The following is a 23426-nucleotide window of genomic DNA, read 5'->3' on the forward strand; positions in this document are numbered from 1 at the left end:
AGCTGTCTGCCTGGGAGCAAGGTCGCAACTCGAGTCAAAAGGGAGTCGATTGGCAGTTTACTACCTCTGACGCCCGGATCAAATTAAAACGTCTTTATCCACAATTTAAAGACTGATGATGTACTAGTAACAGTGCCGTAAGAAATACAATTGATATATATTTTTTTGTAGTTCTTTTCATAGGTTATTTGCCTTCTACTCTGCATGATAGGTTTTATAAGCAAAGAATGCAGCATCAGATGTTATTTTCTTTTCTGCAAGTTGCGAAGCAAAATTTTCTGACGCAATGGCCACATCTGTATAACCAATATACCACACGTCTTTTTCAATATTTTTCGGCCCCCATATATCGACAAACAAATTTTTGTTTTCATCAAAACTGGTTACTCTAAACCGAAACATACTTCGTACCCAATGCTTATTATCGCCGAAAAAAACGATAGAAGGTTCTGGTGTCACAGTGCCTTCAATTCGAATGTGATTTTGCTTCACCCACTCGACATACTTTTGGGCATCACCACTGACGTGCTTCGGAATATTAACGGTTTGTACGAAAGCATCCACCCAGTTTTGGTCTATTGTCTCGTAATCCACATTCAGTATCTGATTGCCAAACTGTGATACGAGTTTAACCCATCGATCGACTGTATCCCTAGAGTAATATCTGGAATCATGGATGATTTCCTTTGCAGTAAAACGGGTCAAATCCGTCTGAAACGGATGTTTATGTTCGTACATTTCATTGGGAATATCCTGTAGGATGTAAGGGAAATCACCACTATTCGACGGCAGATTTGTTGTGCGAATCGCGCGTCCCCAAGGATCTTTGGGGGCATTCGTGGATTGCTCCGCACTGGCAACGGCTTTTTCATCGACGGCCAGCGAATGACCTCCCTTAACAGTCAAAATGCGTTCAATTGTCGTTACCGCCTGAGCCCGTGTCGTCGGTTGGTCTTCCCCGAGCGTCCCCCTATCATCTAGACCGGTAATCAGACCGGCTTTGGTCGCTAGATACATCCACTTCGTGTCATCAATGTTCTTGTCGGCGGTTGCGGCCCTAACAGCCGTTCTGGCCATTTCTTGACGCGTCATCGGCGTGTTCCAATCCCCGCTCGTAAAATCGCTCCGCTTATAAATCCCCGCGTTGGTCGCCGCGTTAACGTAAGGCAAGTACCAGTCATTACCTTCGGTTACCCCTGAGATTGGAATATGAAGCGCGGTATCGACCATTTTGATAAACTCGGCGCGCGTCACTTTTGCATTCGGCCTGAAAGAGTTGTCCTGGTATCCGTCGACGTAGCCTTTTTGTACCGCGCCGGCGATGGTCGTCTCCGCCCAATGCCCTTTTGTGTCGCTGAAGCTGCCTGTAGAAGCCGTACCGGTGGCATTTGTTGTTTTCGTGCCTGGCGTAGCGGCGGTTGAATCAGCTTGGACATCGGGAATTGAACTTCCCAGTAGTGCAACAACTGCCAGTGATGTAATCAAGTGGGTTCTCATTTTTATACCTCTATAGTAAAAAAATTACTTTTCCGAAAATAAAAAACCAACTGCTTTTGGCGACCCGGCTGCCGTTTCCCCGAGGGAAGTCTAGCGACTTGTACCCCGTAGAAGTAGGCCCGTGGCTTTGCGTCCCTGTCTTTCGAACAGGTTTGCCTTTTCAATTCCACTTGGTTCTTAGGTATTTAAAACTATAAAAATAGTACATTAGATTTAATATGAGTTCCATATTAACCCATAAACTAACGTATTTCCACAAAAAAATTATACCTTGCGCTCAACGCGTTTGTTTTACACCCCCCGCTAATTAGCTTTACAGCTTTTAGGTGATCGCTACCTTCAAAAAAAGATTCATCGACACGCCCAAAATAAAAAGCCGCCCCCATCGTCGTAAGATGGTACGCGCTTTTCGGTCTGGCGTGCTAGAACCGGCGGCACATCTGCCTAGCAACGCAAAGAAAACCTGCAAAAGTGCAGGTTCTTGCTCGTTGATAGGCTGGCAATGAAACAATTCCTGCAAATGTGCAGGCTTTTCATCGAACACGTGGACCTCAGGCTCGTTTAAGCGAAAATTCCTGTATAATCGCAGGCTTTTCGCCAAAACGAGCCACTTTCATGGAAAAATCCTGCACTTTTGCAGGTTTTCGGGCTGCCTGTGCCTATGCCGATGCTGTGCCTACGCCGTGCCAATGCCAACACCCAGCCGCTTCATGAATGACCGCGCCCCAAATCAGCTCCCCCCTGGCTGCCCCAGCAAACGCCACCCAAGCCGCGCAGCTTCCAGCGCGCGGCGTTGCACCGCATGACGGCAGCCGGCCGACCATTCCACAATCTCCCGGAATCACTTGTTTCCGGGAAAAGGCACCATAACGGCCTTCAGCCATGTCACGGCCATCAGCATGTCCCCGAGCGGGTTCATATGTACGCCGTCGGTAGTCGAATCTTTGCCTGTTTCACTCGCGATAAAATCGATAAACGCTTGATGCGTGGGCACCAGGATCGCGTCGAACTGTCCGGCGAGCCGGTTGACGATGTCCACGTAAGGGCGCAGCAGCACGTTTCCCGTCGCATCCGGGTACTCCTTGATCACCGTAGGCTGCATGAGGATCGGGCGGCAGCTGGGTATTTGCTTCGTTTGTTCCAGCAAGTGACGGTATACCGCTTCGAATTTGTCGGGGTACACCTGCTCCGCATCCGGTGAGTCCAATTGCCGCCACACGTCGTTGATGCCGATCGAAACCGATACCCACTGCGGCCGGTGATCGAGCACATCGAGCGTCCACCGTTTTTCCAGGTCGGTCACGCGGTTGCCGGAAACGCCTTCATTTATGATTTTCAGCGAAAGATTCGGGTACGCCGCCGTCAAGTAATCGTGAATCAGGCGAACATAGCCCGACCCGAGCTTCAGGGGATCTTTTTTTCTTCCTTTGTCAGTGATGCTGTCGCCGATAAACACGATCTTGTCCTTGGCTTTAAACGGCACGGTAACGCCTCCTCATGTTGCCGCCGGCAAACGGGCGGCTTTTTACCCCCTCATCCTACGCCGGGTTGTCTGCCAAGTCAATGCGGCCGGCGGCCGAAGGTAGCATCGACCTATATATCGGATACAATCCCCCCCACAGCATGAAAGCGGTTAATTGTAAGCTGAAAATGGCAATATCCGCGATAAAAGCCAGCGAAAATAAAGGAGCGTGCCGCATTGCAAATCCAGCCCTATATGACGCCTTACAAATTGGGCGCACCGGTTCTTGCCGGTTCCGGTAAACCCGGCCATTTCGATGAACGAGCCGTGGATTGTCCCTTCGTTTTTCAGCACAACGATATGTTTTACATGATGTATGTCGGATTCGACGGCATCGGCTACCAGACGGCTTTGGCCGTCAGCAAAAACCTGCTCGACTGGGAGCATCTGAGCGTCATTTTACAGCGCAACGAGCATGGGGCCTGGGATTCCGTCAATATAGCCGGGACGTGGATTTTGAAAGAGAATCGCATCGATGCCCCTCCCGTTCTGAAAAAATGGAACGACAAATACTGGCTCGTCTACCACGCCTATCCCGAAACCGGGTACGAAGAGGGCTCGGCGAAAATCGGAATTGCCTGGACGGAGGACGAGCGGCTGCTGGAGTGGCACAAATGCCCGGATCCGATTTTGACCCCCGAGGAAGGCGCAGATTGGGAAAAAGGCGGGCTCTATAAAGAATGTCTGATTGAGCATGACGGTGCATTTTATTTGTTCTACAACGCCAAAAACAAAAATAAAGGCAGATGGATCGAACAGACGGGAGTCGCCTTCTCCCGGGACTTGCAGCAATGGCAAAGATACGAGCGCAATCCTGTACTGCCCGTGACTCCGGACGAATGGGACTGCGGCTTCGCCAGCGATCCGTGCGTGCTGCACGACCCCGACCGCGGCCTGTGGGTCATGTATTACTTCGGCTACAATTACAAGCAGGCGCAGGAAGGCATTGCCCTTTCCGGCGATTTGCTGCATTGGGACAAATATCCCGAACCGATTATTCGCGTCGGAGAAGAGGGCAGCATTGACTCCATTTTTGCCCATAAGCCGTCCGTCATCACGCACCAAGGCGTGCTTTATCATTTTTACTGCTCCTGCCGGCCGTACCGGGAGGGCGATCCGACCAAAAACTACGGCAAAGAGTTCAGGACAATCAGCGTCGCCGCTTCACAGCCGATTTTCGGCACATCATCGTGATTGTAAAGGAGACCGGAACCGATGCAAGTGGATGAAATGTATGTGGAAAGCAAGCGCTGCCCGCTCGGAGTCGGCGTCGGCCGCCCGGCTTTCGGCTGGAGCTTCCCGCCGGCGGCCGAACGCCTGCAAATGCAAAGCGCTTACCGGATCATCGTAACGGACAGCGCAGGCGGCAGCGTATGGGACAGCGGCAAACGCTTAAGCAGAAACAACGTGCACATCGTCTACGACGGCGCTCCCCTCCAATCCCGAAACCGCTACTATTGGAGGATTCAGGTTTGGGACAGCGGCGGCCGAATGACCGAAAGCCCCGTATCCTGGTGGGAAATGGGGCTGCTCGGCCAGGGCGATTGGTCGGCCCGATGGATCGGCGGGCGCAGCAGCGCGCCGCAGGCAAACGCGCAGGCTCCGCTCCCATTGTTCAGGCGCGAATTCCGCGTACACAAGCCGGTGGCGAGGGCCAGAGCCTATATATGCGGTTTGGGGCAGTACGAACTGCGGCTGAACGGGCATAAAGTCGGTGACAGCGTGCTGGAGCCGGGATGGACCGACTATAACAAAACGTGCCTTTATTCCGTGTACGATGTGACCGGCGCACTGAACGAGGGCGCCAATGCGATTGGCGTCATGCTGGGGAACGGATTTTTCAACGTGACAGGCGGCCGCTATACGAAGTTCAAGCGTTCATTCGGCACGCCCACATGCATCGTCCAATTGGAAATTACGTATACCGACGGCACGAGCTCGACGATTGCCAGCGATGGAAGCTGGCGCACCGCGCCGGGGCCGGTCGTCTTTTCCTGCATGTATGGGGGCGAAGATTTCGACGCGCGGCTCCTGCAAGCGGGCTGGGATCGCCCCGGCTTCGCCTCCGGCGAAGCGTGGGAGCCTGCCGAAGAAACGGCCCCCCCTGCGGGCAAGCTGAAGCCGCAAGCGACGTTCCCCTTGAAGGAAATGGAAACGTTCCTGCCCGCGAGCATCTCGCAGCCGGGTCCCGGAGTGTACGTCGCAGACTTCGGGCAAAATTTTGCAGGCTGGGTGGAAATAGCCGTCCGCGGCCCAAAGGGGGCGAAAGTCGTCTTGTCGCCTGCCGAGCTGCTGAAGGACAACGGCACCGCCAACCAAAAATGGACCGGCTCCCCGTACCGGTTCACCTACATCCTAAGCGGAGACGGCGAGGAGGAAGTGTGGTCGCCCCGCTTCAGCTACTACGGCTTCCGCTATGTGCAAATCGAAGGCGCGGTTCCCGCCGATCGTGCCGGCAATGACGCGGACGTTCCCGTGCTTGTCCGACTCGAAGGCCGGATGATTTACCCGGCTGCGGACGTTCGCGGCCGCTTCGCCAGCTCGGATGCGATGCTGAACCGGACGCACGACATCATTAACCGGGCTGTGCTCAGCAACATGAAAAGCATTTTTACGGATTGCCCGCATCGGGAAAAGCTCGGCTGGCTGGAGCAAGTCCATCTGATGGGCCCTTCCGTCGCCTTCAACTACGATGTCGAGCCTTTGTTCGTGAAAACGATGGAAGACATCCGCGACGCGCAGCTGCCGGACGGCATGGTGCCGACGACGGCGCCGGAATATGTCGTCTTCTCCGACAAGTGGCGCTGCTTCCGCGATTCCGTATCCTGGGGCGCCGCCTACGTGCTTACAGGCTGGAACCTGCTGCGCATGTACGGCAACAGCCGGGTTTTGGAGGAGCACTACGACGGGATGAAAGCCTACGTCGATTATGTGGCCGCCTGCTCCGACCGGTTGATCGTGACGGGCGGCCTTGGCGATTGGTACGATGCGGGAGACGATCCTCCCGGTTTTGTTCAAAACACGCCGGTTGCGCATACCGAAACGGCGATGTTTTACCATATGACGGATGTGTTCGCGCAAATCGCACAGGCCGTCGGCAACCATCAGGACGCGGCCGAATATGAACGGCTCCGCGAACAGATCAAATCGGCGTTCAATGCCGCTTTTTTCGACCGCAATACGCGGCAGTATGCGACCGGCAGCCAGACGTCCAACGCGATGCCGCTCGTTTTGGGACTGGCCGACGCCTTCGACAAGGAATTCGTCCTTTCCCGCCTTATAGAAGATATCCGGCAGCGCGGGTGGCATACGACCGCAGGCGACATCGGGCACCGTTACGTGCTCCTCGCACTGGCGCAAAACGGCCGTTCGGACATCATTTACGAAATGACCCGCCAAACCGGCCATCCCAGCTACGGCTACCAAATCGTACACGGCGCGACGGCGCTGACGGAAGCGTGGGACGGTCCGACCGTCGGCAAATCGCAAAACCATTTCATGCTCGGGCATTTGGAGGAATGGCTGTACAGCGGCTTGGCCGGCATTGACTACCGCTACGATCCCGGCCTGGAAAGCTACAGGCTGTGGATTCGGCCTTTTTTGCCTGACGGCCTTGAAGAAGCCGCCGCCGAACACCGCCTGCCCGCCGGACGCATTCGCGTCGCATGGAAGCGCAGCGGACGGAACCGGCTGACGCTGGACGCGGACATCCCCGCCAACTGCACCGCAGACATTCACGTTCCTTCATTGCGTATGGAAACGCTGATGGAAAGCGGAGTTCCGGTTACAGCCGCCGAAGCTGTCGAAATCGTCCGGCATGAACACGGTTATGCCGTAGTGCGCACGGGATCGGGCCAGTATCGTTTTGAAAGTGTGGTGCCCTTATGAAGATAGACCGTAAAGCGCTCGTCTGGCGCCATAATCCGCATATTTCCGGATTTGACAAATTATCCTCCCTGTCGGTCGGCAACGGGAACTACGCGTTTACCGTCGATGCCACCGGATTGCAGACGTTTCCCGGGCTTTACGCGGACGGGGGCGTGCCGTTGGGCCATTTGGCCAACTGGGCCTGGCACACCTCCCCCAATCCTGAAGGCTATGCCGTGGAAAAATTTCCGCTCACCTATTTCCCTACCTTCGGCGGGAGAAGCGTCGGCTTTCCGTATATGCCGCCCGGCCAGACGAGCGATGCCTACAAATGGCTGAAATTCAATCCGCACAAGCTTCATTTGGGGAAGGTCGGGTTCCGGCTGACGCTGCCGGACGGAAATGAGGCGTCCCATGAAGATTTGGAAGAGATCCGGCAAGTTCTCGATCTGTGGTCGGGCATCATCCGCAGCAGCTTCGCCGTTGCGGGAAGCGGAACCGAAGTCACGACGGTCTGCCACCCCCGCCAGGATACGATCGCCGTTCGCGTCAAATCCGGCCTGATCCGCCAGGGACGCCTGCAGATTGCCTTCCATTTTCCTTACGGCACATGGAAATTCGCCGCCGCCGATTGGGGCAAGCCGGACCGGCATGAAACGCACATCGAGCGGCAAGGTGACCGCTCCGTCCAAATTCGCCGCCGGCTCGATCAGGACGGTTATGTCATGCACGCGGCCTGGACGAACGGGACGTTGGCGCGCGATGAAGGCGACAAGCATTTGCTGCTTTTGACCCCGTCCCCGGATCAAGATGAATTGGAGCTGAGATTCCGCTGCACGCCGGAACCGGCCGGTGAAGAGCTGCCGTCGTTCGAAGCGGTGCGCTCGGCAAGCGAGCGCCACTGGGCCGGCTTCTGGCATTCAGGCGGCGCCATCGAGCTGGCCGGCAGCAAGGATAAACGGGCGCACGAGCTGGAGCGCAGAATCGTGCTCTCGCAATATGTGACGGCCATCCAATCGTCCGGAGCGCTGCCTCCGGCGGAGTCCGGCCTTACCCATAACAGCTGGGGCGGCAAATTTCATCTGGAAATGCACTGGTGGCATTCCGTCCACTTCGCGCTCTGGAACCGGACCGAACTTATGGAGAACAGCCTGGAATGGTACTTCGGCATATTGGACAAAGCCCGTGCGCTGGCCGCTTCGCAAGGCTACGAAGGCGCGCGCTGGCCGAAATGCGCGGCCCCGGACGGCGTCAACGCGCCCTGCTACATCGAGCCGTTTCTGATCTGGCAGCAGCCGCATCCGATCTATTACGCCGAGCTGCTGTACAGCATCAAGGGCGGGCGCGAACTGCTGGAAAAATACGCCGAGCTCGTCTTCGAAAGCGCGGCGTTCATGGCCTCCTTCGCCGAATGGGATGCCGGGCGGCAGCGGTATGTGCTCGGACCGCCCGTCGCCCCTGCGCAAGAAATATACGACCATGCTTTGACGATGAATCCCGCCTTCGAACTGTCTTACTGGGCGTTCGGATTATTGACGGCGAATGCGTGGAAAGAACGTCTGGGGCTGCCGCGAACGGAGAAGTGGGAGCACATCCTGGAGCATTTGAGCGAGCTGCCTGCGGCAGACGGGCTGTACGCAGCCGCAGAGACAGCTCCCGATACGTTCAGCGGCGGCGGCGGAACGAAAGACCACCCGACGATGCTAGCGCCGCTAGGTGTCCTGCCCGGCGTTAAAGTCGATCCCGAAACGATGCGCCGTACCCTTCGCGAAGTGATGAACGCATGGGATTGGGATGCGACCTGGGGTTGGGACTATCCGATGGCGGCCATGACCGCAGCCAGACTTGGCGAGGGACAATTGGCGGTGGACACCCTTTTGATGGATAAAATCACCAACACCTTTTTGCCGAACGGCCACAATTATCAAAGAAAGCCGTTAACCGTCTACCTCCCCGGAAACGGAGGACTGTTGACCGCAGCGGCGATGATGGCTGCCGGCTGGCAGGGCGGGCCGGACGCCCACGCCCCGGGATTTCCCCAGGACGGCACGTGGTGCGTGAACTACGAGGGGCTGGCCAAAATGTTGTAAAATGCAGCAAAAAAAGACGTACCGAAAGTCCTGTCATGGACTTGGACGGTACGTCTTTTTGCCGCTATGTAGATAATCATTCCGCCGTGGCAAACGTCGTTGAAGTATTTTTACTAAAATGGCCACCCAGGTTCTCCACAAGAAGTCAAAGGTCTTTCTTTAGATAATAATGCGTGTGACCCCCAGCGTTTTGTATAACTCCATATACTTCAAAACCTTGCTTTTTGTAAAAATCTAAAGCCTGGAAGCTTAAAGTATCAAGTTTTATGAAATCGCACTTTTTCTCTTTAGCTATTTTTTCAGCTTCAGACAAAAGTCTTTTCCCGTAACCTAATTTACGCACCTTCTCATCAACAAATAAGTAGTGTACTTCCAACCAGTTCCAACAAATTTCACCTACGATTCCGCCATAAATCTGACCATCTGCGTTCTTCAAAAATAGATTTACTTCTTGATACCTGCCTTTTAAATCATCAGGGAAATGCTGCAGATTAAACTCAATCATTTTATCTCTAATAAACGTCTTTTCAGCACTATTTAAACTACTGGAAATTTGCAGCTCCATTTTTTCACTCCGTTCTAACGTACATTCTTCAGACTGAGTCTCCTTCAATTTAGTACCGCCTCGCATCTGTCCCCTACATCCTCTCCATTGAAACCGCAAACAACCCATAATATACCATCGGCAGGCAAGCGCTGTCCATCTATTTGTCTTACTTCAGTTCGCGGCTCATAGACTCAGGACTACAGGATTATGATTTATTTTCGAATTCCCCACTTTGTCACTATTTACAAAAAAACAAAATGAAAAACAAAAGACCATTATCAGGCGAATTTGGCCCTTTTTTAGTCAAAATTCATACGTTACACCCATTTTAATTAAAGGGATTACCTTCTCCCATTATTCGACAATTTTGAGGAGATGGGCTAAAATGATTTCATATTTGTGAATTTCGGCCGATAATTAACATAGAAGGGATGTGGTTGCATTGTGAAACCATTTGACAAATAGGGCCCATATTTCATCCGAGTGGAGGGACAGACCAGATGAGAAAAAAAATCAGCATGTCTTTTTTTACGAAAAATCTTTTGTTATCATCGTTTAATATTTTCTTAATCGGCGCTTTACTCATCGTTTCCAGTTATTTTATTCAGAAAAATATTTTAATGAATCAGCTTCACAGCCAGATCAAGACTGTCACGGAAGCATGGTTCAAACAGCTGGATGCCGGCAAAGTTCAAAAAGCGATGCAGGAGAAAAGCTACCAGGGAGCTGTACAAACCGAGCTTCGCGGCCTGATGGATTCCATCAGCAAGTACAACCCGACCATCGCGCAAGCCTACATATTCGGTACCGAGCTGCAGGACGGCAATAAAACGTCGCTCGGCGTCGTTCCGACGCATTTGATTCAACCGCTTGAAGAGTCCAAGCTGACGATCGGCGATATGTACGAGCAGCCTAAAGTGATTGCGGACACGGTTCGCAACATGCTGAACGCGAAGAAGGAAACTTTTTCCGACGTATATAACGACGAGCTCGGGACGTGGACGACGATCGCTTATCCGATTAAGGACGCGAACGGCAATATTTTCGCCTATTTCGCCGTGGATACCGACGCCAAAGCGATTCCCGAAGGGCTGAGCAAGCTCATTACATACGGCATTACCATACTTATCGCTTCCCTGATTGTCATCATCGCCCTGCAATACTTTATCGTAAGGAGGACGCTGTCCCCCATTCGCGAACTGATTCGCGGTATCGAACAGATCAGTTCCGGCAATCTGGACGTAGAGCTCCGCACAGGCAAGGACGATCTCGGCATCATTAACGAGAAATTCAATCAAATGGCCAGTACCATGAACAACACGATCCTCAAAGTGCAGGAGTTGTCCGTACAAGTTGCGGAATCGGCCAGAAGCCTGTATGCGACGACGGAGCAAAACAACCATCATGCGGAAACGATCAATTCCCATATCAAAATGATTACAGGCAACATCAAGCACCAAGAGCAGTCCAGTATCGAAAGCTCGCGGGCCATTACCGAAATCAGCACCGTCATCCAGACGATTGCCCAAAGCTCTTCGAGCTTGGCCGACGAAGCCAGCGCGGTCGAAAACAAGTCTGTGCAGGGCGACACCGTAGTGAAAAATATGGCCGATCAGATGGGCCAAATTACGAAGTTCGTCAGCGACACATCCGTCACCGTCAACTTGCTGGACCGCCGTTCTCAGGAGATCGGCAGCATTCTCGACGTGCTCAGCGGAATTGCCAATCAGACGAACCTGCTCGCCCTGAACGCGGCCATCGAGGCTTCGAGGGTCGGCGAACACGGGCGAGGCTTCGCCGTAGTCGCCGGAGAAGTCCGCAAGCTGGCTGAACAATCCCATCAATCCGCCGATCAAATCTCATCCCTGATCAAAGAGGTGCAAAACGAAATTCATCAAGCCTCGCAGGCGATGGGACACGGTACGGAAGTGGTGGAAAAAGGCATGATCATGGCCGACGAAACCGGCCGGTTGTTTACCGACATTTTGACTGCGACCAAAAATGTTTCGGCGCAAGTACAGGAGGTGTCAAGCGCAGCCCAGCAAATATCGGCCGGAACGGAGGAAATATCCGCCAACGCCGACGAACTCAGCGTATCCGTCAGCAAAACGGCTTCCAATGCAAGTGAAATCAGCCATTCCATTGACGAGCAAAAACATCATCTAGAATCGATCGTGAACTCTTCAAACGTTCTTTCTTCTACAGCCGACGAGCTCAGTGAACTCATTAAACAATTTCGCGTCAAGAAAAAGTAAGGTGAGGGAGATTCCATATGACCATAGAGAGAAAACCATCGGATGCAACGGCAGAAAACGAATTGTACATTCTTCCTGTCCCGCTTGATTACGAACGCCAATCCAGAACTTACCGGCAAGCTTCGGTCAAGGCCGAATTGCCGATGGATCTCGCCCTCAAAGCTTGCGAGCAGTACCCAGACGAGCAGGATCGTCTGGGGCTGTTGCTCAGCCTGTATACGGCATGGATATACCGCTTCTCCGGCGAGAACGAGATTGCCGTCGGCGCAGCCGGCAGCCGGCTTGCCCCGCTTCCCGTCGTTGTAACTTTGGAGCGGAGCACATCGTTCCTCGACCTGTGGCACGATGTGCGCGCCCAGTTGGACGGGAAGCCGGGACCCGCAGCGAAGCAGCCGGAAACGTTTCTGACGTTAAACCGGAAGCCGGATGAGCAGGATCGTGCCTTACTGAATTGGTCATTCACGGAATATGCGATGCACATCGAACTATCTATGGAATATGACGCCTCTCTGTTCAAGAAATCGACGATTCATCGATACATGCAAGGTTATTTTAAACTCATGCAGGCCGTATTGGAGGACAGCTCCGTAAATGTGGGCTCGATCCCTATTTTAACCGGGCATGAATTGGCGCTCTATGAGCAATTGAACGATACGGCTTTCGAATATCCGGCTCAAAGCACCGTGCACGGCATGATCGAACAAGCCGCCTCGCAGTTCGGCAGCCGTCCTGCAATCTCTTCCGCAGAGCGGTCGTATACGTACGAGGCAATGAATGCGCAGGCGAACCGGATCGCGCACATGCTGATCCGCAGCGGACTTGGCAAAGGCGACTTCGTCACGCTGTTCATGGAGCGGAGCCTGGATACGATCATCAGCCTGCTCGGCGTCATGAAAGCCGGAGGCGCCTACGTGCCCGTCGATCCGGACTATCCGGAGGAGCGGATCCGCTACATCATCGGAGATACGAAAGCTGCGTATGTGCTGACCAAAGGAGCTCACGAGCAGCGCTTGCGCGAGCTGGCTTCCGACTTGGGCGACGTGAAGCACATACTGCGGGTGGACGACGAATGGCCGGACTTGCCGGCGAATAATCCGGATGCCGGCGTACAGCCAAGCGATTTGGCCTATGTCATCTATACGTCCGGCTCTACCGGACAGCCCAAAGGGACTCTGCTTGCCCATGAAGGAGCCGTTAATCTTGGCGCTTTTATCCGGGACAAGTTCGCGATCACGGAAAATGACGTGCTGACCCAGTTCGCAACGTTCAGCTTCGACGCTTCCGTATGGGAAACGATCAGCGCGCTTTATGCGGGAGCCCACCTGGTTTTGCTGAACGCGGAGGAACGCGTATCCGTGGAAGCTTTCGCCGACGCCGTAGCCAGAACGCAGACGACGCTTATCCCTGCCATCCCGACTGTTTTCTTCAATCAGCTGGCAGTCCGCCTGTCCGGAGACGGCTTCCGCAAGCTGTCCAGCTTAAGAGCTGTGATGACGGCGGGCGAAGCGCTGTACGGCGAGCAGGTTCGGTCTTTTCAAACGAAGTCGAACGGCCGCATTAGCGTTTACAATTTGTACGGGCCTACGGAATGTACGATCGGTACGACCTATCACCCTATTATCGGGCCGATTTCATCGCAAATTACCCATATTCCGATCGGAACACCCAACGGTAATTATCGGGTTTATATCGTCAATAACGAGCTGCAGTTGTGCCCGCTCAACGTGCCCGGCGAACTGCTCATCGCCAGCGTGGGACTGGCCAAAGGCTACCTGAATCAGCCGGCCAAAACGGCCGAAGCCTTCATTCCGAGCCCGTTCGTCCCCGGCGAAATGGTGTACAGATCCGGCGATATCGTGAAGCTGCTCGAAGACGGGACGATCGAATACGTGACGCGCAGAGACGCGCAGGTCAAAATTCGCGGTCACCGCATCGAGCTCGGCGCGGTTGAAGATTACTTGACGAAGTATCCGAACGTGCAGGATACCGCCGTCATACCGGTCAAGGAAGCGAACGGCCAGCAAGCTCTGGCTTGCTACTATACAACCATGGACGGCGCCCCGCTATCCGCCGCCGTGCTCAGAACGTTCCTGCACAGCAAGCTGCCGGCTTACTACGTGCCGAAATGGCTCATTCAGCTGGAGACAATGCCGCTTTCGCCGACCGGCAAAGTGGAACGCAAAAAGCTCGCGGCCTACCCGATCGAACAAGAGCCCGAGGAGACGCTCGTGGACGAGGACAAGCAGCCGCATACCGCTTATCATCAGCTGATTGCGGCTGCCTGGGAACATCAGCTGGGCAGAAAGCATTTCAGCATCGAGGACGATTTTTTCCAAATCGGCGGCGACTCGCTTGCGGTCATCCAGGTGCTCGTTCATCTCAAGCCGCACTGCCAGGCGCTGACGATTCAGGATCTGTTCCGGCATAAAACGATGGACGAGCTGGCCCGGCGAATGGAAGAGCTGGACGAGGCTGCCGACGAGCCGCGCAGCGTTCGCAAGCCTGCCCGGTCAGGCGGTGTCACCATGCTGCATGAACTGCCGAGCATCAAATATCGCGCCGCGGTGAATGTTGCGCCTGCCGATGGACATGAGCGGACGAACCGCATTTTGTTGACCGGAGCCACCGGCTATCTGGGTTCGCATCTTTTGTACGAGCTGCTGAAAATAAGCTCGCAGAGCATCATCGCTATCATTCGGCCGGCGGCCGGTAAGACAGCAACCGCCCGCTTGCAAGAAGTGATGCAGCATTATTTCGGAGACAGCCTGCTGGAGCTCATGAACGAGCGGGTACAGGTGCTGGAAGGCGACCTATCGGCTCCAAGGCTCGGGCTGCCCGCCGAAACCTGGCGCGAGCTGCAGCTGAACGTCGGGACGATTCTCCACGCCGCTGCCGACGTGCGGCATTTTGGCAGTCCGGAGCAGTTCGAGCAAACGAACGTACAGGGCACGCGGCATCTGCTCGAATTAGCGGAAGCGAGGCCGGGCATCAGGTTCCACTACATTTCCACCATCGCCATTCCCGAAGACTTGGCGCTTAGCCAGCAGTGGGATTCCGTCGAGGAGCTTGATGACTTTTCGCCCGATCTGCACGTCGACAGTGTGTACACCAGCAGCAAGCTGGAAGCCGAAAAGCTCGTGCTGGCCGCAGCCAAACGGGGCGTGGCCGCCAGCATCTACCGCCCGGCGAACTTGACCTCCCATTCGGTCACGGGCAAGTTCCAGAGCAATATCGACAGCAATGCGTTCTATCGGATGCTGAAAGCCATGCTCCTCTTGGGCAAAGCGCCTGCGGCCGATTGGTACGTCGATCTGACGCCCATCGATTATGCCAGCAGCGCCATCGCGGAGCTTGTCATGCAGCCCGACGCCATCGGGCACGTCTTTCACATATGCAACCCTCAGCCGCTCACTTACTCCCGATTGATCGAGTACGTGAACGAATGCGGCTATCAGGTGGAGACGATGGAATTCGGCGCCTATACGAGCTGGCTTTTGGATGACGGCCAAGCCGTCAGTCAGGAAGCGCGGGCACTGGCCATGGCCCAACTGGAAGGAGACGGCGCCAAAGATTCCGATTGCCAGTACGGATGCGAGCGCACCTTGGCTTACCTCCAGGCTTCGGGACTTCGATGCGCAGCGCCGGACCTTTCCTTCATCCATAAACTAATCGCCTATGCCGTATATGTCGGGTACTTCCCTCCGCCTTCGCTGCAGCCGAAATCGGCCACAGCGCTGCAGGCCAATTGAAGCAAGCCATGCTTTGCAAGCCTCATAAGGGGGTCGATACATTCGTATCGGCCTCTTTTTGCCGGGAAATACTGAAGCAATATGCCTCAATTCCGTGGAAAAATGGTACACTAGAGCTGTATATGAAGAAAGGCGGAGAAGCGATGGTATACGCGTTCATAATCGAGCCCCAAACCTATAATGCCTTCGAAGACGAGGCTGCGCAAATCGAAAAATGCAAAGAATGGGGGCTGCTGTCCGAAAAAGCTTCCAAAACCAAAGCGTTCTTCTACAAAAGGAACGGCATGACGCTGCCCTGCCGGCTCATCGGTTTCGTCGATAAAATAACGGCCGTCATCGAGCTGGACAACATGCAAAAACATTGCATTCACCCTTCCTTCCTGAAGGAAATGCAAGCAGCTAACTACGGGCAAAAACCTGCCGCCACCGTCGAAGAAGCCGCTGAGCCGGAGAGCGCGCCCCTTGAGTCCGCAGCCGAGCCTGCCGTTCCCGCGGCGGAAACCGTGGCGGAGCCCGAGACATCTGCTCTCGCGGCGACAATCCCAGCGGAGCCCGAGACCGTAGCTCCCCCGGCGGAACCTCCCGCGGCACAAGAGCCCGCCCCCGACGCTCCGGCCAAAGCCAAGGGAAAAAAAGAAAAAGCCCCCAAGCTCGAGCTGCCCGAGGAAAAAGTCAAAATGACCGCGACCGTAAAAGAATTCACGACGGTGCCGAACCACTTCTCCGATAACGACGATGAAGTCGTCATCTACGAGAACGTAGCAATGACCGACCCGGAAACGCCGATCGGCGAAGCCTGGTCCAGCTACAGCGCCACTCTCAAGAAGTTGGAGCTGGAAGTCGGAGACACCCTCACATTCGAGGGCAAAATCGTCGCCAAAAAGCTGACCAAGCACCCCGTTCCTTACAAAATCAACAACCCGGCTAAGATACAGAAGCAGGAATAGCGGATCAAAAAGCTAACCCAAACTAACCAAGCTGGCAGTCAAAACCATGAATGAAAAAGTCTTGGCCTGTGAATCTCTGTATGTTCCACAATGGAACTGCAGTTTCACAGGCCAAGACTTTTTGAGAGAATCCCAAGACGGAATGGGCTCATTCATATCGTAGGGATTCATTCGGATCGCACTTTGCCGCCTTATTCGCCGGCAGCATCCCAAATACAATACCAATGGACATCGAGAATAGTACCCCGCCAATAATCACAGGTATGGATACAAGTGGCGGCCAATGGGTAAACACGGACACTAGGTAGGCCCCACCTGTGCCGATCAATATGCCTATACTTCCCCCTAATGTCGTTAGCATCATGGATTCAATTAAAAATTGAACTAAAATACTCCCCCGAGTGGCTCCTAATGCTTTACGTATACCAATTTCTCTCGTTCTTTCCGTGACCGAAACAAGCATAATGTTCATCACCCCTATCCCCCCTACAACCAATGAAATTCCAGCTATACCGCCGATAATGGCGGTCATCGTATTCGTGATCGTGGAGAGGGACTCCTGGATTTGCTCCATATTGAAAATATAGTATTCTCCGTTTGTTTGCTTGCTTCGATATTTTAAATTAAGCAGGTCAACGGCCATCTGCCCAGCTTCCTGAAGCTTACTGGAATCTTTGGCTTGAATAGTCAGCGAATGAATGTTATCCTCTCCGAACAGAGTAGGCCAAACGGCAATAGGCACAAGAGTTTTTTTCATATCAAAATTTAGTAAACTTTTCTTTTTTTCTTTATAAATACCCACCACTTTGAAAGATATTCCTTCCAATTCGATGATTTCTCCTACTACACTTCTTCCTTTACTTAATTTTTCAAGCGAACTTTCACTTAGCAATGCTACCTTGCGCCCTTGTTCGATCTCACTCTTTGTCAAAAAACGTCCTGATACAAGCTCAAGAGGGTATACGTCATAATATCCTTCTGTCATTCCTATCAGTTGAGTATTCATTGTCTTATCTAAATAATGTAACACAGAAGAAGAGGAGTTCATCGTTATGATTTTTGAGATTTCAGGAAGCTTTTGCAGATCAAAGACGTCGCTCTCGTCAAATCTGGCCGTAGATTTTTCGTCACTCAGCTCTATTTCTCCTTCTGTCTCCAGCTTTCGATAAAGGATGTCCAGCGAGTTATTGCCATTACCGACGAAATTTTTTTTCAAAATAGCTTCGCCGCCTTGCCCGATAGCGACAATGGTAATAATAGAAGACACCGCGATAACAATCCCTAGCATCGTAAGCATCGATCTTAATTTATGCGCATACAAAGACGTAATAGCCATCTTCACGCATTCCCATAAGTCCATCGCTAAATCCTCCGATCTTCTACTACTTTTCCGTCTCGAAGAAGGATGGTTCTTTGCGCATACTGAGCTATTTCAGGTTCATGAGTAACAAGAATAATCGTCTTGCCTTCCCGGTTAAACTCGGAAAAAATACTCATGACTTGTTCGCCTGTCTTTGTATCCAGAGAACCTGTAGGTTCATCTGCAAGAATCACATCGGGGTTATTGATAATGGCTCTGGCAATACTGACTCGCTGTTTTTGCCCGCCTGACAGTTGATTGGGATAATGATGCTTGCGCTCACCAAGCCCCACTCTTTCTAAAGCTCTATGCGCTTTTTCAATCCGTGATCTTTTCTTCTCCCTGGCATAGATTAATGGAAGTTCCGTATTGGATAATGCAGTTAATTTGGGGAGCAAATGAAATTGCTGAAAAACAAAGCCTATGTGCTTGTTACGATATTTTGCCAACTCCTTATCGCTAGATGTCGATACATCCTGTCCATTCAACAGGTATGTACCGGAGGTTATCGTATCCAGCAATCCGATGATGCTCATAAGCGTTGACTTTCCTGAGCCCGAAGGTCCCATTATAGCTACAAATTCCCCTTGTTCGACCAACAAGCTAAGATTATGTAGAACTGGCACTTCAAGCGAATCGGATTTATAGGCTTTGCATATGTTATTTAGATGCAGCATCAACCTTCACTTCCATTCCTTCTTTCCAATCTGCTGCTGGATGTATGACAACGTTATCTTCCTCATTAACGCCTGTAAGCACTTCTTTAATCTGATCATTCATCAATCCGATCGTTATTTCTTTCTTGTACAGCGTGTTGCCTTCAACCACAAACACAAAATCTTTGTTATCTTGCACAAAGGTTGCATCATGCGGCAAGGTAAGTGCATTATCTTTTGCTTTTATTTCTATTTCCACAGATACGTGATAGCCTGCTTGCAGCTCAGCATGTTTCTCCATGAGGCTTACTACGAAAGGATATGAAGTTACAGATTCCTTCTTTTCTACTGTCGAACTTGTGCTGCTTTGAACAGGGCTTAACTTTATCGTATCTACCTTTCCCTTCCATATCTCACTTGAAAATACTTTGGCTTTTACCTTTACCGGTTGGCCGGTTTTTACAAACACAGAATCAAATTCGGTGATTGTGCCCTTAACTTTATAAGGTTCATTAGATACTATATGGATCATAGGTTCTTGTGCTCCCGCATTGCGGGTAACCTTCTCTACAACTCCTGCTATAGTGCTTTTGACGACCAATTTATCTTTCTTCTTTAAAAGATTTTCCATTTCCATATCGTTTTCCTTAATGGACAGCATGGCATACTTCACCTGCCGTTCCAAGTCTTTCTTATCTTTCTCCGCCTGGCGAATTGACTCCTCAACAAGTGTAATATCTTTTAAATTATGTTTAAAATCGGCCTCCAGATTATCCAGCTTTTCACTCTGCTGTTCAAGTCCAAGGGTTAGCCGCGTCTTGGCAATTTCCAACAAAGTTATCTTATTCCCGATCTCTTCTTCATCGTATCGAAACAGTTCAGTATCCTTCGTAATTTCCTGTCCCTCATATACAAATATATCTTTAACCGATCCCATGGTTTCATCTTTATATATGGTCTCTTCCTCACTAGGTGTTATGACACCTGAAGCAATCAAGGTATCCGACATTTGTTGTTTATTCACCTTAACGACCTGCACTTTTGTCACGCTGGTGAGAGAAGATTTTGACTTGGATATAATCACATTCACCACAACGAAACATAAAATCACTATACCGAGTATCATCAAAAGACGCTTATTTTTCATTTGACCGCCCTCAACTATTTTTCTTCCCTTTTATAGTTGTAAGTTTCGTACCGTCCACATAACCTTCCGGCCTTTCTAAAGAAATATACTCGTCCACATATTCCAATATCAGCTTGTTGTGGGTGGCGATGATGCAGCACTTTGCATCGTTGCTTGTCCATTGTTTCAATTCTTTTAAAATATGATTCAACGTAGTTTCATCAATGTTTTCAAGCCCTTCATCAAAAATAATAATATCCTTGTCCAACATCATGTAAATGATAAAAATAACTTTTTGCTTCGTACCTTTAGACAAAGTTTTAATCATTTGATTCAAAACGGTGTCTTTGTCCATGTTCACAAGACTGACTATTTCATTAAACTTGACTTCGTCAAACTTCCTGGAATAGAGCAGTAAAAAGTACTGTGTGACTTCTATAGGCGTCAGATACTCCAACCCGATAAAATCATCGGAGACGAATACAATGGTGTTGTTATAGCCGGGTATTAGCGGTTTATTGTTATATTTTAATATTGCTGTTGATTTTAAATTACCGTTTATAATATTGACCAATGTGGATTTTCCGGTGCCGTTCGCACCTACTACCCCCAACATATGTCCGCCGCTGATATGTACTTCCTGATTTAAAAAAATCACATTCTTGCCGAATGCAAACTTATCAATATTTAATTGCAGGATCACGCATTAATTCCTCCCAAGCGAAAAATCAATACTAAAATCGATGCAATCAAAGCTATTATTGATAAAACGATGACCAAGTAATTAGGATGAGCGCCTTTCTTAATCCCGTTATACGATTTAATTAAGGTATGAATGCTGTACAACGCCAAAAAGGCGAATAAGATCAATTGAAAATACATAGTTTAAATTCTCCTCTCAATATTTCGCTTCTCTATTCTAATGTGATTAACGGTTTTTATTGCCGAAATAACGGCCCCTAACAATACCGCCAAAAACACGAAATCAATAACATGGTCTATATTAAAAAGGGTATCCTTTATCGTTTTCGGAATCACTTCATTGGTGCTCACATTGATATAAATACTGATTGTAACAAACAGCGACATGACTAAAAAACCTTCAATTAAACCGGTGTATCTTCGAAAATCCACAGGTTGCTTCGTTACATCAGCTTTATTTTTTTCAACAAATATATTGGGAGACAAACAAATCATAGTTATAAAAAAGTGCGATGTTCCCAGCAGCAAAATATTATGAAAGCTGCAATCGATCTTCAGCAAGGCGAGTAAGTAAATGACTCCCCATCCTGCATTGAAAATATTGAATACTATTAAAATAACTAGCTTTTGGAAGTAATTATAGAGAATGCCCATGTTATAAAATTCCAATTTGGTGGTTGAAAAATAAAAACATTCGTCATAGGACAAAACTTTTAATTTGATGTAAATATAATAAATAGAGAAATAAACCAGAAGAAGAACAATGTTATGTATTTCAGAAGCCAGTAGTATCTGATTTGTGCTATGTAAAATATAGTTGGCAAAGAAAAATATAAGAAGGTAGAACGGGAATATAAAGGCGACAATTTCTTGCTTGCTTCTAAACAGCATTCTAATGAGCCTTTTCAAATTTATACTTAAAAAGCTTGATTTCTTCTCTTTGAAGTTATATTCTTTATATTTTAACACTCTGTATCTGTAAAAATAAAGCATACCAACCATAATTATGAATAATATAACATAATATAGAACAACTTCAAAACTATGAATAGAATAGATCGCAAGAACCAAATAAATAGCAGAATAAGCATATACGAAGACGCTGGAGTAGCGTTGTACATTTATAAAAGATATTCCGAGTAAAAATACTAAAATGACATATATTTTAATATCTAGCGAGAACATTAAATTCAAACAAATTAAAACGATCCCATAAAATTGAAAAACAGCTTCTTTAACAAATAATTTATGAAAAAACATTCTAAAACTACGCACATTCAATTCCTTCATCTTTAAAATATACACAATAAATAAAATAGCAATTAAAATGTATTTGAACATTGCCGAATAAAAAAAAGCGGATATGGGCATGACACACAACGCAAAAATCTCAACAACGGAAAACAATTTGCTGAGAAAAGCGCAAATATTAGAATGAAGGTAACTAAATTCAGTACTAATGTAGGACATTTTCTTTTCAAATGAATTTCGGTAATACTTTTTTAAAAAAAGAGCTAGGTACATATATGCAGCGTTCATTTTGCCTCCAACCCTGGTCTATGATTTCATCAAGACTCCAAATTAATTCCCAACTTTTAAATCATACATGCATAATTCGTTCTTTTTGTGATATACTGCTAATAAAGCGGTGTCGGCAGTTGCTCTATGGAAAAAGGAATAGGAATAAGGAATGTATTAGTATTGTGAGGATCTAATACATTCCTTACTCCTTGTTGTTAGCTTAGATTACCAAGCGATAATGGTTTTTCTTCCTGCCCATTTGATCAGGAGAGAAAGAGCGCCTTCCAGTGCAGCTGCCGCTCCGCCAGCAAGTCCAGCAATAAGCGTCAGTGCTGCGACAATGCTCCAGCCGTTCAAGATAGCGTCAATAACATTAGCTGCTACATCAGCCGCAATCCCTGTTGCTACTAATTCAAACATATTTTTCACCTCCTTTCGTGCCCCCAAATAAGCCTAAATGGCCAAGATTAATAAAATTCCTGTAACAATTTGAACCCCCTTGTCCTTTTTCATTTTTTCAAAATTATTAAAAAACAAAACATACAGAGTATACAATAGAATAACAACAATGTTTATCCACAATTTACTAGATAAAACTCCAAAAACTAACATAAGCTGCGCCGTAATTAACAAAATAAATTTGAAGGTTAATGGAACAAAGTAAGATTCGTTAAGAAAAGTTCTCTCCTTCGAACCTTTATAAATGAACTTAAACACCAATTGAAGCAAAATCCTTATCAGGACCAAGATTACAGCCAAGACACCCAATGTCATTACGGTCCCAGCCACAATCGCCCCTATCAGTTGATCGTCCGATAAATTTGCCGTTTTATTAATTACAGCCAGAATCTCTCCCTTTTTTATTGTAAAATTCAATACGATTACTATCAGTATGTATACAGTCAATGTTAAGAAAAATAATAGCTTTTGATTCTTCATAGCGTCCCCCTGCATGATTAAAAGATCCCAGCATTCGCTGAGCTATCTTTAACGTTTTAAAAGTAACCTATTCTGATTGTCTCAGTAACTGCAGCCAAGATCATAAACACCAAAGCAACCATAAGGTTCATAGGAATTCGCTCGCGAACACCTATATTTTTTTTCTTTTTTAAAGAAGCCATTTCTAATATTTTCCCCGATATTTTAAATGCTATCGATAAAACCAACAATATCTGAATAGTCTCAAATATGAGATGCGGATAAGTTGCGAAAGCTGTTAAAATGCCATTTTTCTTAGCAATAACCGCGAAACTATCTCCGAATATAAAGTAAGTCAACATAACGGGAACAGAAGAACCTACATAAAAAAATATGGATAACAATAAAACTAGTAACGAAATTAAAAAGTTATGCGAAAGTATTTGAAAAAAAATACTGGCAAAGTTATTGCCGGAAAAGTCCATCCGTGTTATGTTCGAACCTTCATCAAATGCTAACCCATAAATGAAACCAACTGTTGTACTAGCAGCTATAATAATGAAAGTAATTTTATGCTCGATGGAAATAAACTCTTTAATTTTCAACCTCCCGCCTCCCTTAGCCATCACTCAGCTGCTTATAACCTAATAATACGCCAGCCAAACATCC

General features: G+C 49.3%; 18 protein-coding genes and 1 riboswitch. Of the genes, 6 read left to right on the top strand and 12 right to left on the bottom strand.

What is annotated here, in order from left to right; genetic code table 11:
* Nucleotides 1-195: 195 nt before the first annotated feature.
* Complete coding sequence (locus tag AC3G2T_RS08580; protein WP_488435166.1) at nt 196-1485, bottom strand: S-layer homology domain-containing protein; 1290 nt, start codon at nt 1483-1485, stop codon at nt 196-198.
* Nucleotides 1486-1552: 67 nt separating this feature from the next.
* Nucleotides 1553-1664, bottom strand: a riboswitch (cyclic di-GMP riboswitch).
* 674 nt (nt 1665-2338) lie between these two features.
* Nucleotides 2339-2980, bottom strand: a complete 642-nt coding sequence (locus AC3G2T_RS08585; protein WP_488435167.1) for an SGNH/GDSL hydrolase family protein — start codon at nt 2978-2980, stop codon at nt 2339-2341.
* Between the two features lie 216 nt (nt 2981-3196).
* Between AC3G2T_RS08585 and AC3G2T_RS08590 the strand changes: the two genes are divergently transcribed.
* From AC3G2T_RS08590 to AC3G2T_RS08600, 3 genes are read left to right on the top strand one after another with little or no spacing between them, the layout of a single operon-like run.
* Nucleotides 3197-4213 (top strand): glycoside hydrolase family protein, encoded by a 1017-nt coding sequence (locus AC3G2T_RS08590; RefSeq protein WP_488435168.1) that lies wholly within the window; start codon nt 3197-3199, stop codon nt 4211-4213.
* A 21-nt stretch (nt 4214-4234) separates the two neighbouring features.
* Complete coding sequence (locus AC3G2T_RS08595; RefSeq protein ID WP_488435169.1) at nt 4235-6907, top strand: family 78 glycoside hydrolase catalytic domain; 2673 nt, start codon at nt 4235-4237, stop codon at nt 6905-6907.
* Nucleotides 6904-8976, top strand: coding sequence for a glycoside hydrolase family 65 (locus AC3G2T_RS08600; RefSeq protein ID WP_488435170.1), 2073 nt, complete (start codon nt 6904-6906; stop codon nt 8974-8976). Before AC3G2T_RS08595 ends, AC3G2T_RS08600 begins: the two co-directional genes overlap by 4 nt.
* 145 nt (nt 8977-9121) lie before the next feature.
* On the opposite strand, the gene AC3G2T_RS08605 is transcribed toward AC3G2T_RS08600, so the two are convergent.
* Nucleotides 9122-9541, bottom strand: a complete 420-nt coding sequence (locus tag AC3G2T_RS08605) for a GNAT family N-acetyltransferase (RefSeq protein WP_488435356.1) — start codon at nt 9539-9541, stop codon at nt 9122-9124.
* A 482-nt stretch (nt 9542-10023) separates the two neighbouring features.
* On the opposite strand from AC3G2T_RS08605, the gene AC3G2T_RS08610 reads away from it, so the two are divergent.
* The 3 genes from AC3G2T_RS08610 (at nt 10024) to AC3G2T_RS08620 (ending at nt 16474) form a co-directional block, all read left to right on the top strand.
* A complete protein-coding gene (locus AC3G2T_RS08610; protein ID WP_474680160.1) occupies nt 10024-11778 on the top strand; it encodes a methyl-accepting chemotaxis protein in 1755 nt (584 codons plus the stop codon).
* Between the two features lie 17 nt (nt 11779-11795).
* Nucleotides 11796-15527, top strand: coding sequence for a non-ribosomal peptide synthetase family protein (locus tag AC3G2T_RS08615; RefSeq protein ID WP_488435171.1), 3732 nt, complete (start codon nt 11796-11798; stop codon nt 15525-15527).
* 143 nt (nt 15528-15670) lie between these two features.
* Entirely contained in the window at nt 15671-16474 is an 804-nt protein-coding gene (locus tag AC3G2T_RS08620) for a hypothetical protein (RefSeq protein WP_488435357.1), read from the top strand.
* 148 nt (nt 16475-16622) lie between these two features.
* On the opposite strand, the gene AC3G2T_RS08625 is transcribed toward AC3G2T_RS08620, so the two are convergent.
* The 9 genes from AC3G2T_RS08625 to AC3G2T_RS08665 all read right to left on the bottom strand — a co-directional run bounded on the left by AC3G2T_RS08625 (nt 16623) and on the right by AC3G2T_RS08665 (nt 23362).
* Complete coding sequence (locus AC3G2T_RS08625) at nt 16623-17834, bottom strand: ABC transporter permease (RefSeq protein ID WP_488435172.1); 1212 nt, start codon at nt 17832-17834, stop codon at nt 16623-16625.
* A gap of 2 nt (nt 17835-17836) precedes the next feature.
* Complete coding sequence (locus AC3G2T_RS08630) at nt 17837-18511, bottom strand: ABC transporter ATP-binding protein (RefSeq protein ID WP_474680157.1); 675 nt, start codon at nt 18509-18511, stop codon at nt 17837-17839.
* On the bottom strand, nt 18495-19637 hold the full coding sequence (locus AC3G2T_RS08635) for an efflux RND transporter periplasmic adaptor subunit (RefSeq protein ID WP_488435173.1): 1143 nt from the start codon (nt 19635-19637) through the stop codon (nt 18495-18497). Before AC3G2T_RS08635 ends, AC3G2T_RS08630 begins: the two co-directional genes overlap by 17 nt.
* Before the next feature lie 10 nt (nt 19638-19647).
* Nucleotides 19648-20319 (bottom strand): ATP-binding cassette domain-containing protein, encoded by a 672-nt coding sequence (locus tag AC3G2T_RS08640; protein ID WP_474680155.1) that lies wholly within the window; start codon nt 20317-20319, stop codon nt 19648-19650.
* Nucleotides 20316-20498, bottom strand: a complete 183-nt coding sequence (locus tag AC3G2T_RS08645) for a hypothetical protein (protein ID WP_474680154.1) — start codon at nt 20496-20498, stop codon at nt 20316-20318. Before AC3G2T_RS08645 ends, AC3G2T_RS08640 begins: the two co-directional genes overlap by 4 nt.
* A 3-nt stretch (nt 20499-20501) precedes the next feature.
* Nucleotides 20502-20972, bottom strand: coding sequence for a hypothetical protein (locus AC3G2T_RS08650; protein WP_488435174.1), 471 nt, complete (start codon nt 20970-20972; stop codon nt 20502-20504).
* A gap of 1092 nt (nt 20973-22064) precedes the next feature.
* Nucleotides 22065-22259, bottom strand: coding sequence for a hypothetical protein (locus tag AC3G2T_RS08655; RefSeq protein ID WP_474680152.1), 195 nt, complete (start codon nt 22257-22259; stop codon nt 22065-22067).
* 33 nt (nt 22260-22292) lie between these two features.
* Nucleotides 22293-22778 carry a hypothetical protein gene (locus tag AC3G2T_RS08660; protein WP_488435175.1) on the bottom strand — a complete coding sequence of 162 codons (486 nt, stop codon included), beginning with the start codon at nt 22776-22778 and terminating at the stop codon, nt 22293-22295.
* 56 nt (nt 22779-22834) lie between these two features.
* Nucleotides 22835-23362 (bottom strand): stage II sporulation protein M, encoded by a 528-nt coding sequence (locus AC3G2T_RS08665; protein ID WP_488435176.1) that lies wholly within the window; start codon nt 23360-23362, stop codon nt 22835-22837.
* Nucleotides 23363-23426: the final 64 nt, after the last annotated feature.

The sequence above is a fragment of the Paenibacillus sp. sgz302191 genome (genome assembly GCF_057749925.1).

What these genes read in the sequence shown, in the direction of transcription:
- AC3G2T_RS08610 (WP_474680160.1), top strand. Translation starts at nt 10,024, where the DNA reads ATGAGAAAAAAAATCAGCATGTCTTTTTTTACGAAAAATCTTTTGTTA.
- AC3G2T_RS08660 (WP_488435175.1), bottom strand. Translation starts at nt 22,778, where the DNA reads ATGAAGAATCAAAAGCTATTATTTTTCTTAACATTGACTGTATACATA.
- AC3G2T_RS08635 (WP_488435173.1), bottom strand. Translation starts at nt 19,637, where the DNA reads ATGAAAAATAAGCGTCTTTTGATGATACTCGGTATAGTGATTTTATGT.
- AC3G2T_RS08655 (WP_474680152.1), bottom strand. Translation starts at nt 22,259, where the DNA reads ATGTTTGAATTAGTAGCAACAGGGATTGCGGCTGATGTAGCAGCTAAT.
- AC3G2T_RS08615 (WP_488435171.1), top strand. Translation starts at nt 11,796, where the DNA reads ATGACCATAGAGAGAAAACCATCGGATGCAACGGCAGAAAACGAATTG.
- AC3G2T_RS08625 (WP_488435172.1), bottom strand. Translation starts at nt 17,834, where the DNA reads ATGGACTTATGGGAATGCGTGAAGATGGCTATTACGTCTTTGTATGCG.
- AC3G2T_RS08595 (WP_488435169.1), top strand. Translation starts at nt 4,235, where the DNA reads ATGCAAGTGGATGAAATGTATGTGGAAAGCAAGCGCTGCCCGCTCGGA.
- AC3G2T_RS08645 (WP_474680154.1), bottom strand. Translation starts at nt 20,498, where the DNA reads ATGTATTTTCAATTGATCTTATTCGCCTTTTTGGCGTTGTACAGCATT.
- AC3G2T_RS08630 (WP_474680157.1), bottom strand. Translation starts at nt 18,511, where the DNA reads ATGCTGCATCTAAATAACATATGCAAAGCCTATAAATCCGATTCGCTT.
- AC3G2T_RS08620 (WP_488435357.1), top strand. Translation starts at nt 15,671, where the DNA reads ATGGTATACGCGTTCATAATCGAGCCCCAAACCTATAATGCCTTCGAA.
- AC3G2T_RS08650 (WP_488435174.1), bottom strand. Translation starts at nt 20,972, where the DNA reads ATGGGCATTCTCTATAATTACTTCCAAAAGCTAGTTATTTTAATAGTA.
- AC3G2T_RS08605 (WP_488435356.1), bottom strand. Translation starts at nt 9,541, where the DNA reads ATGGAGCTGCAAATTTCCAGTAGTTTAAATAGTGCTGAAAAGACGTTT.
- AC3G2T_RS08600 (WP_488435170.1), top strand. Translation starts at nt 6,904, where the DNA reads ATGAAGATAGACCGTAAAGCGCTCGTCTGGCGCCATAATCCGCATATT.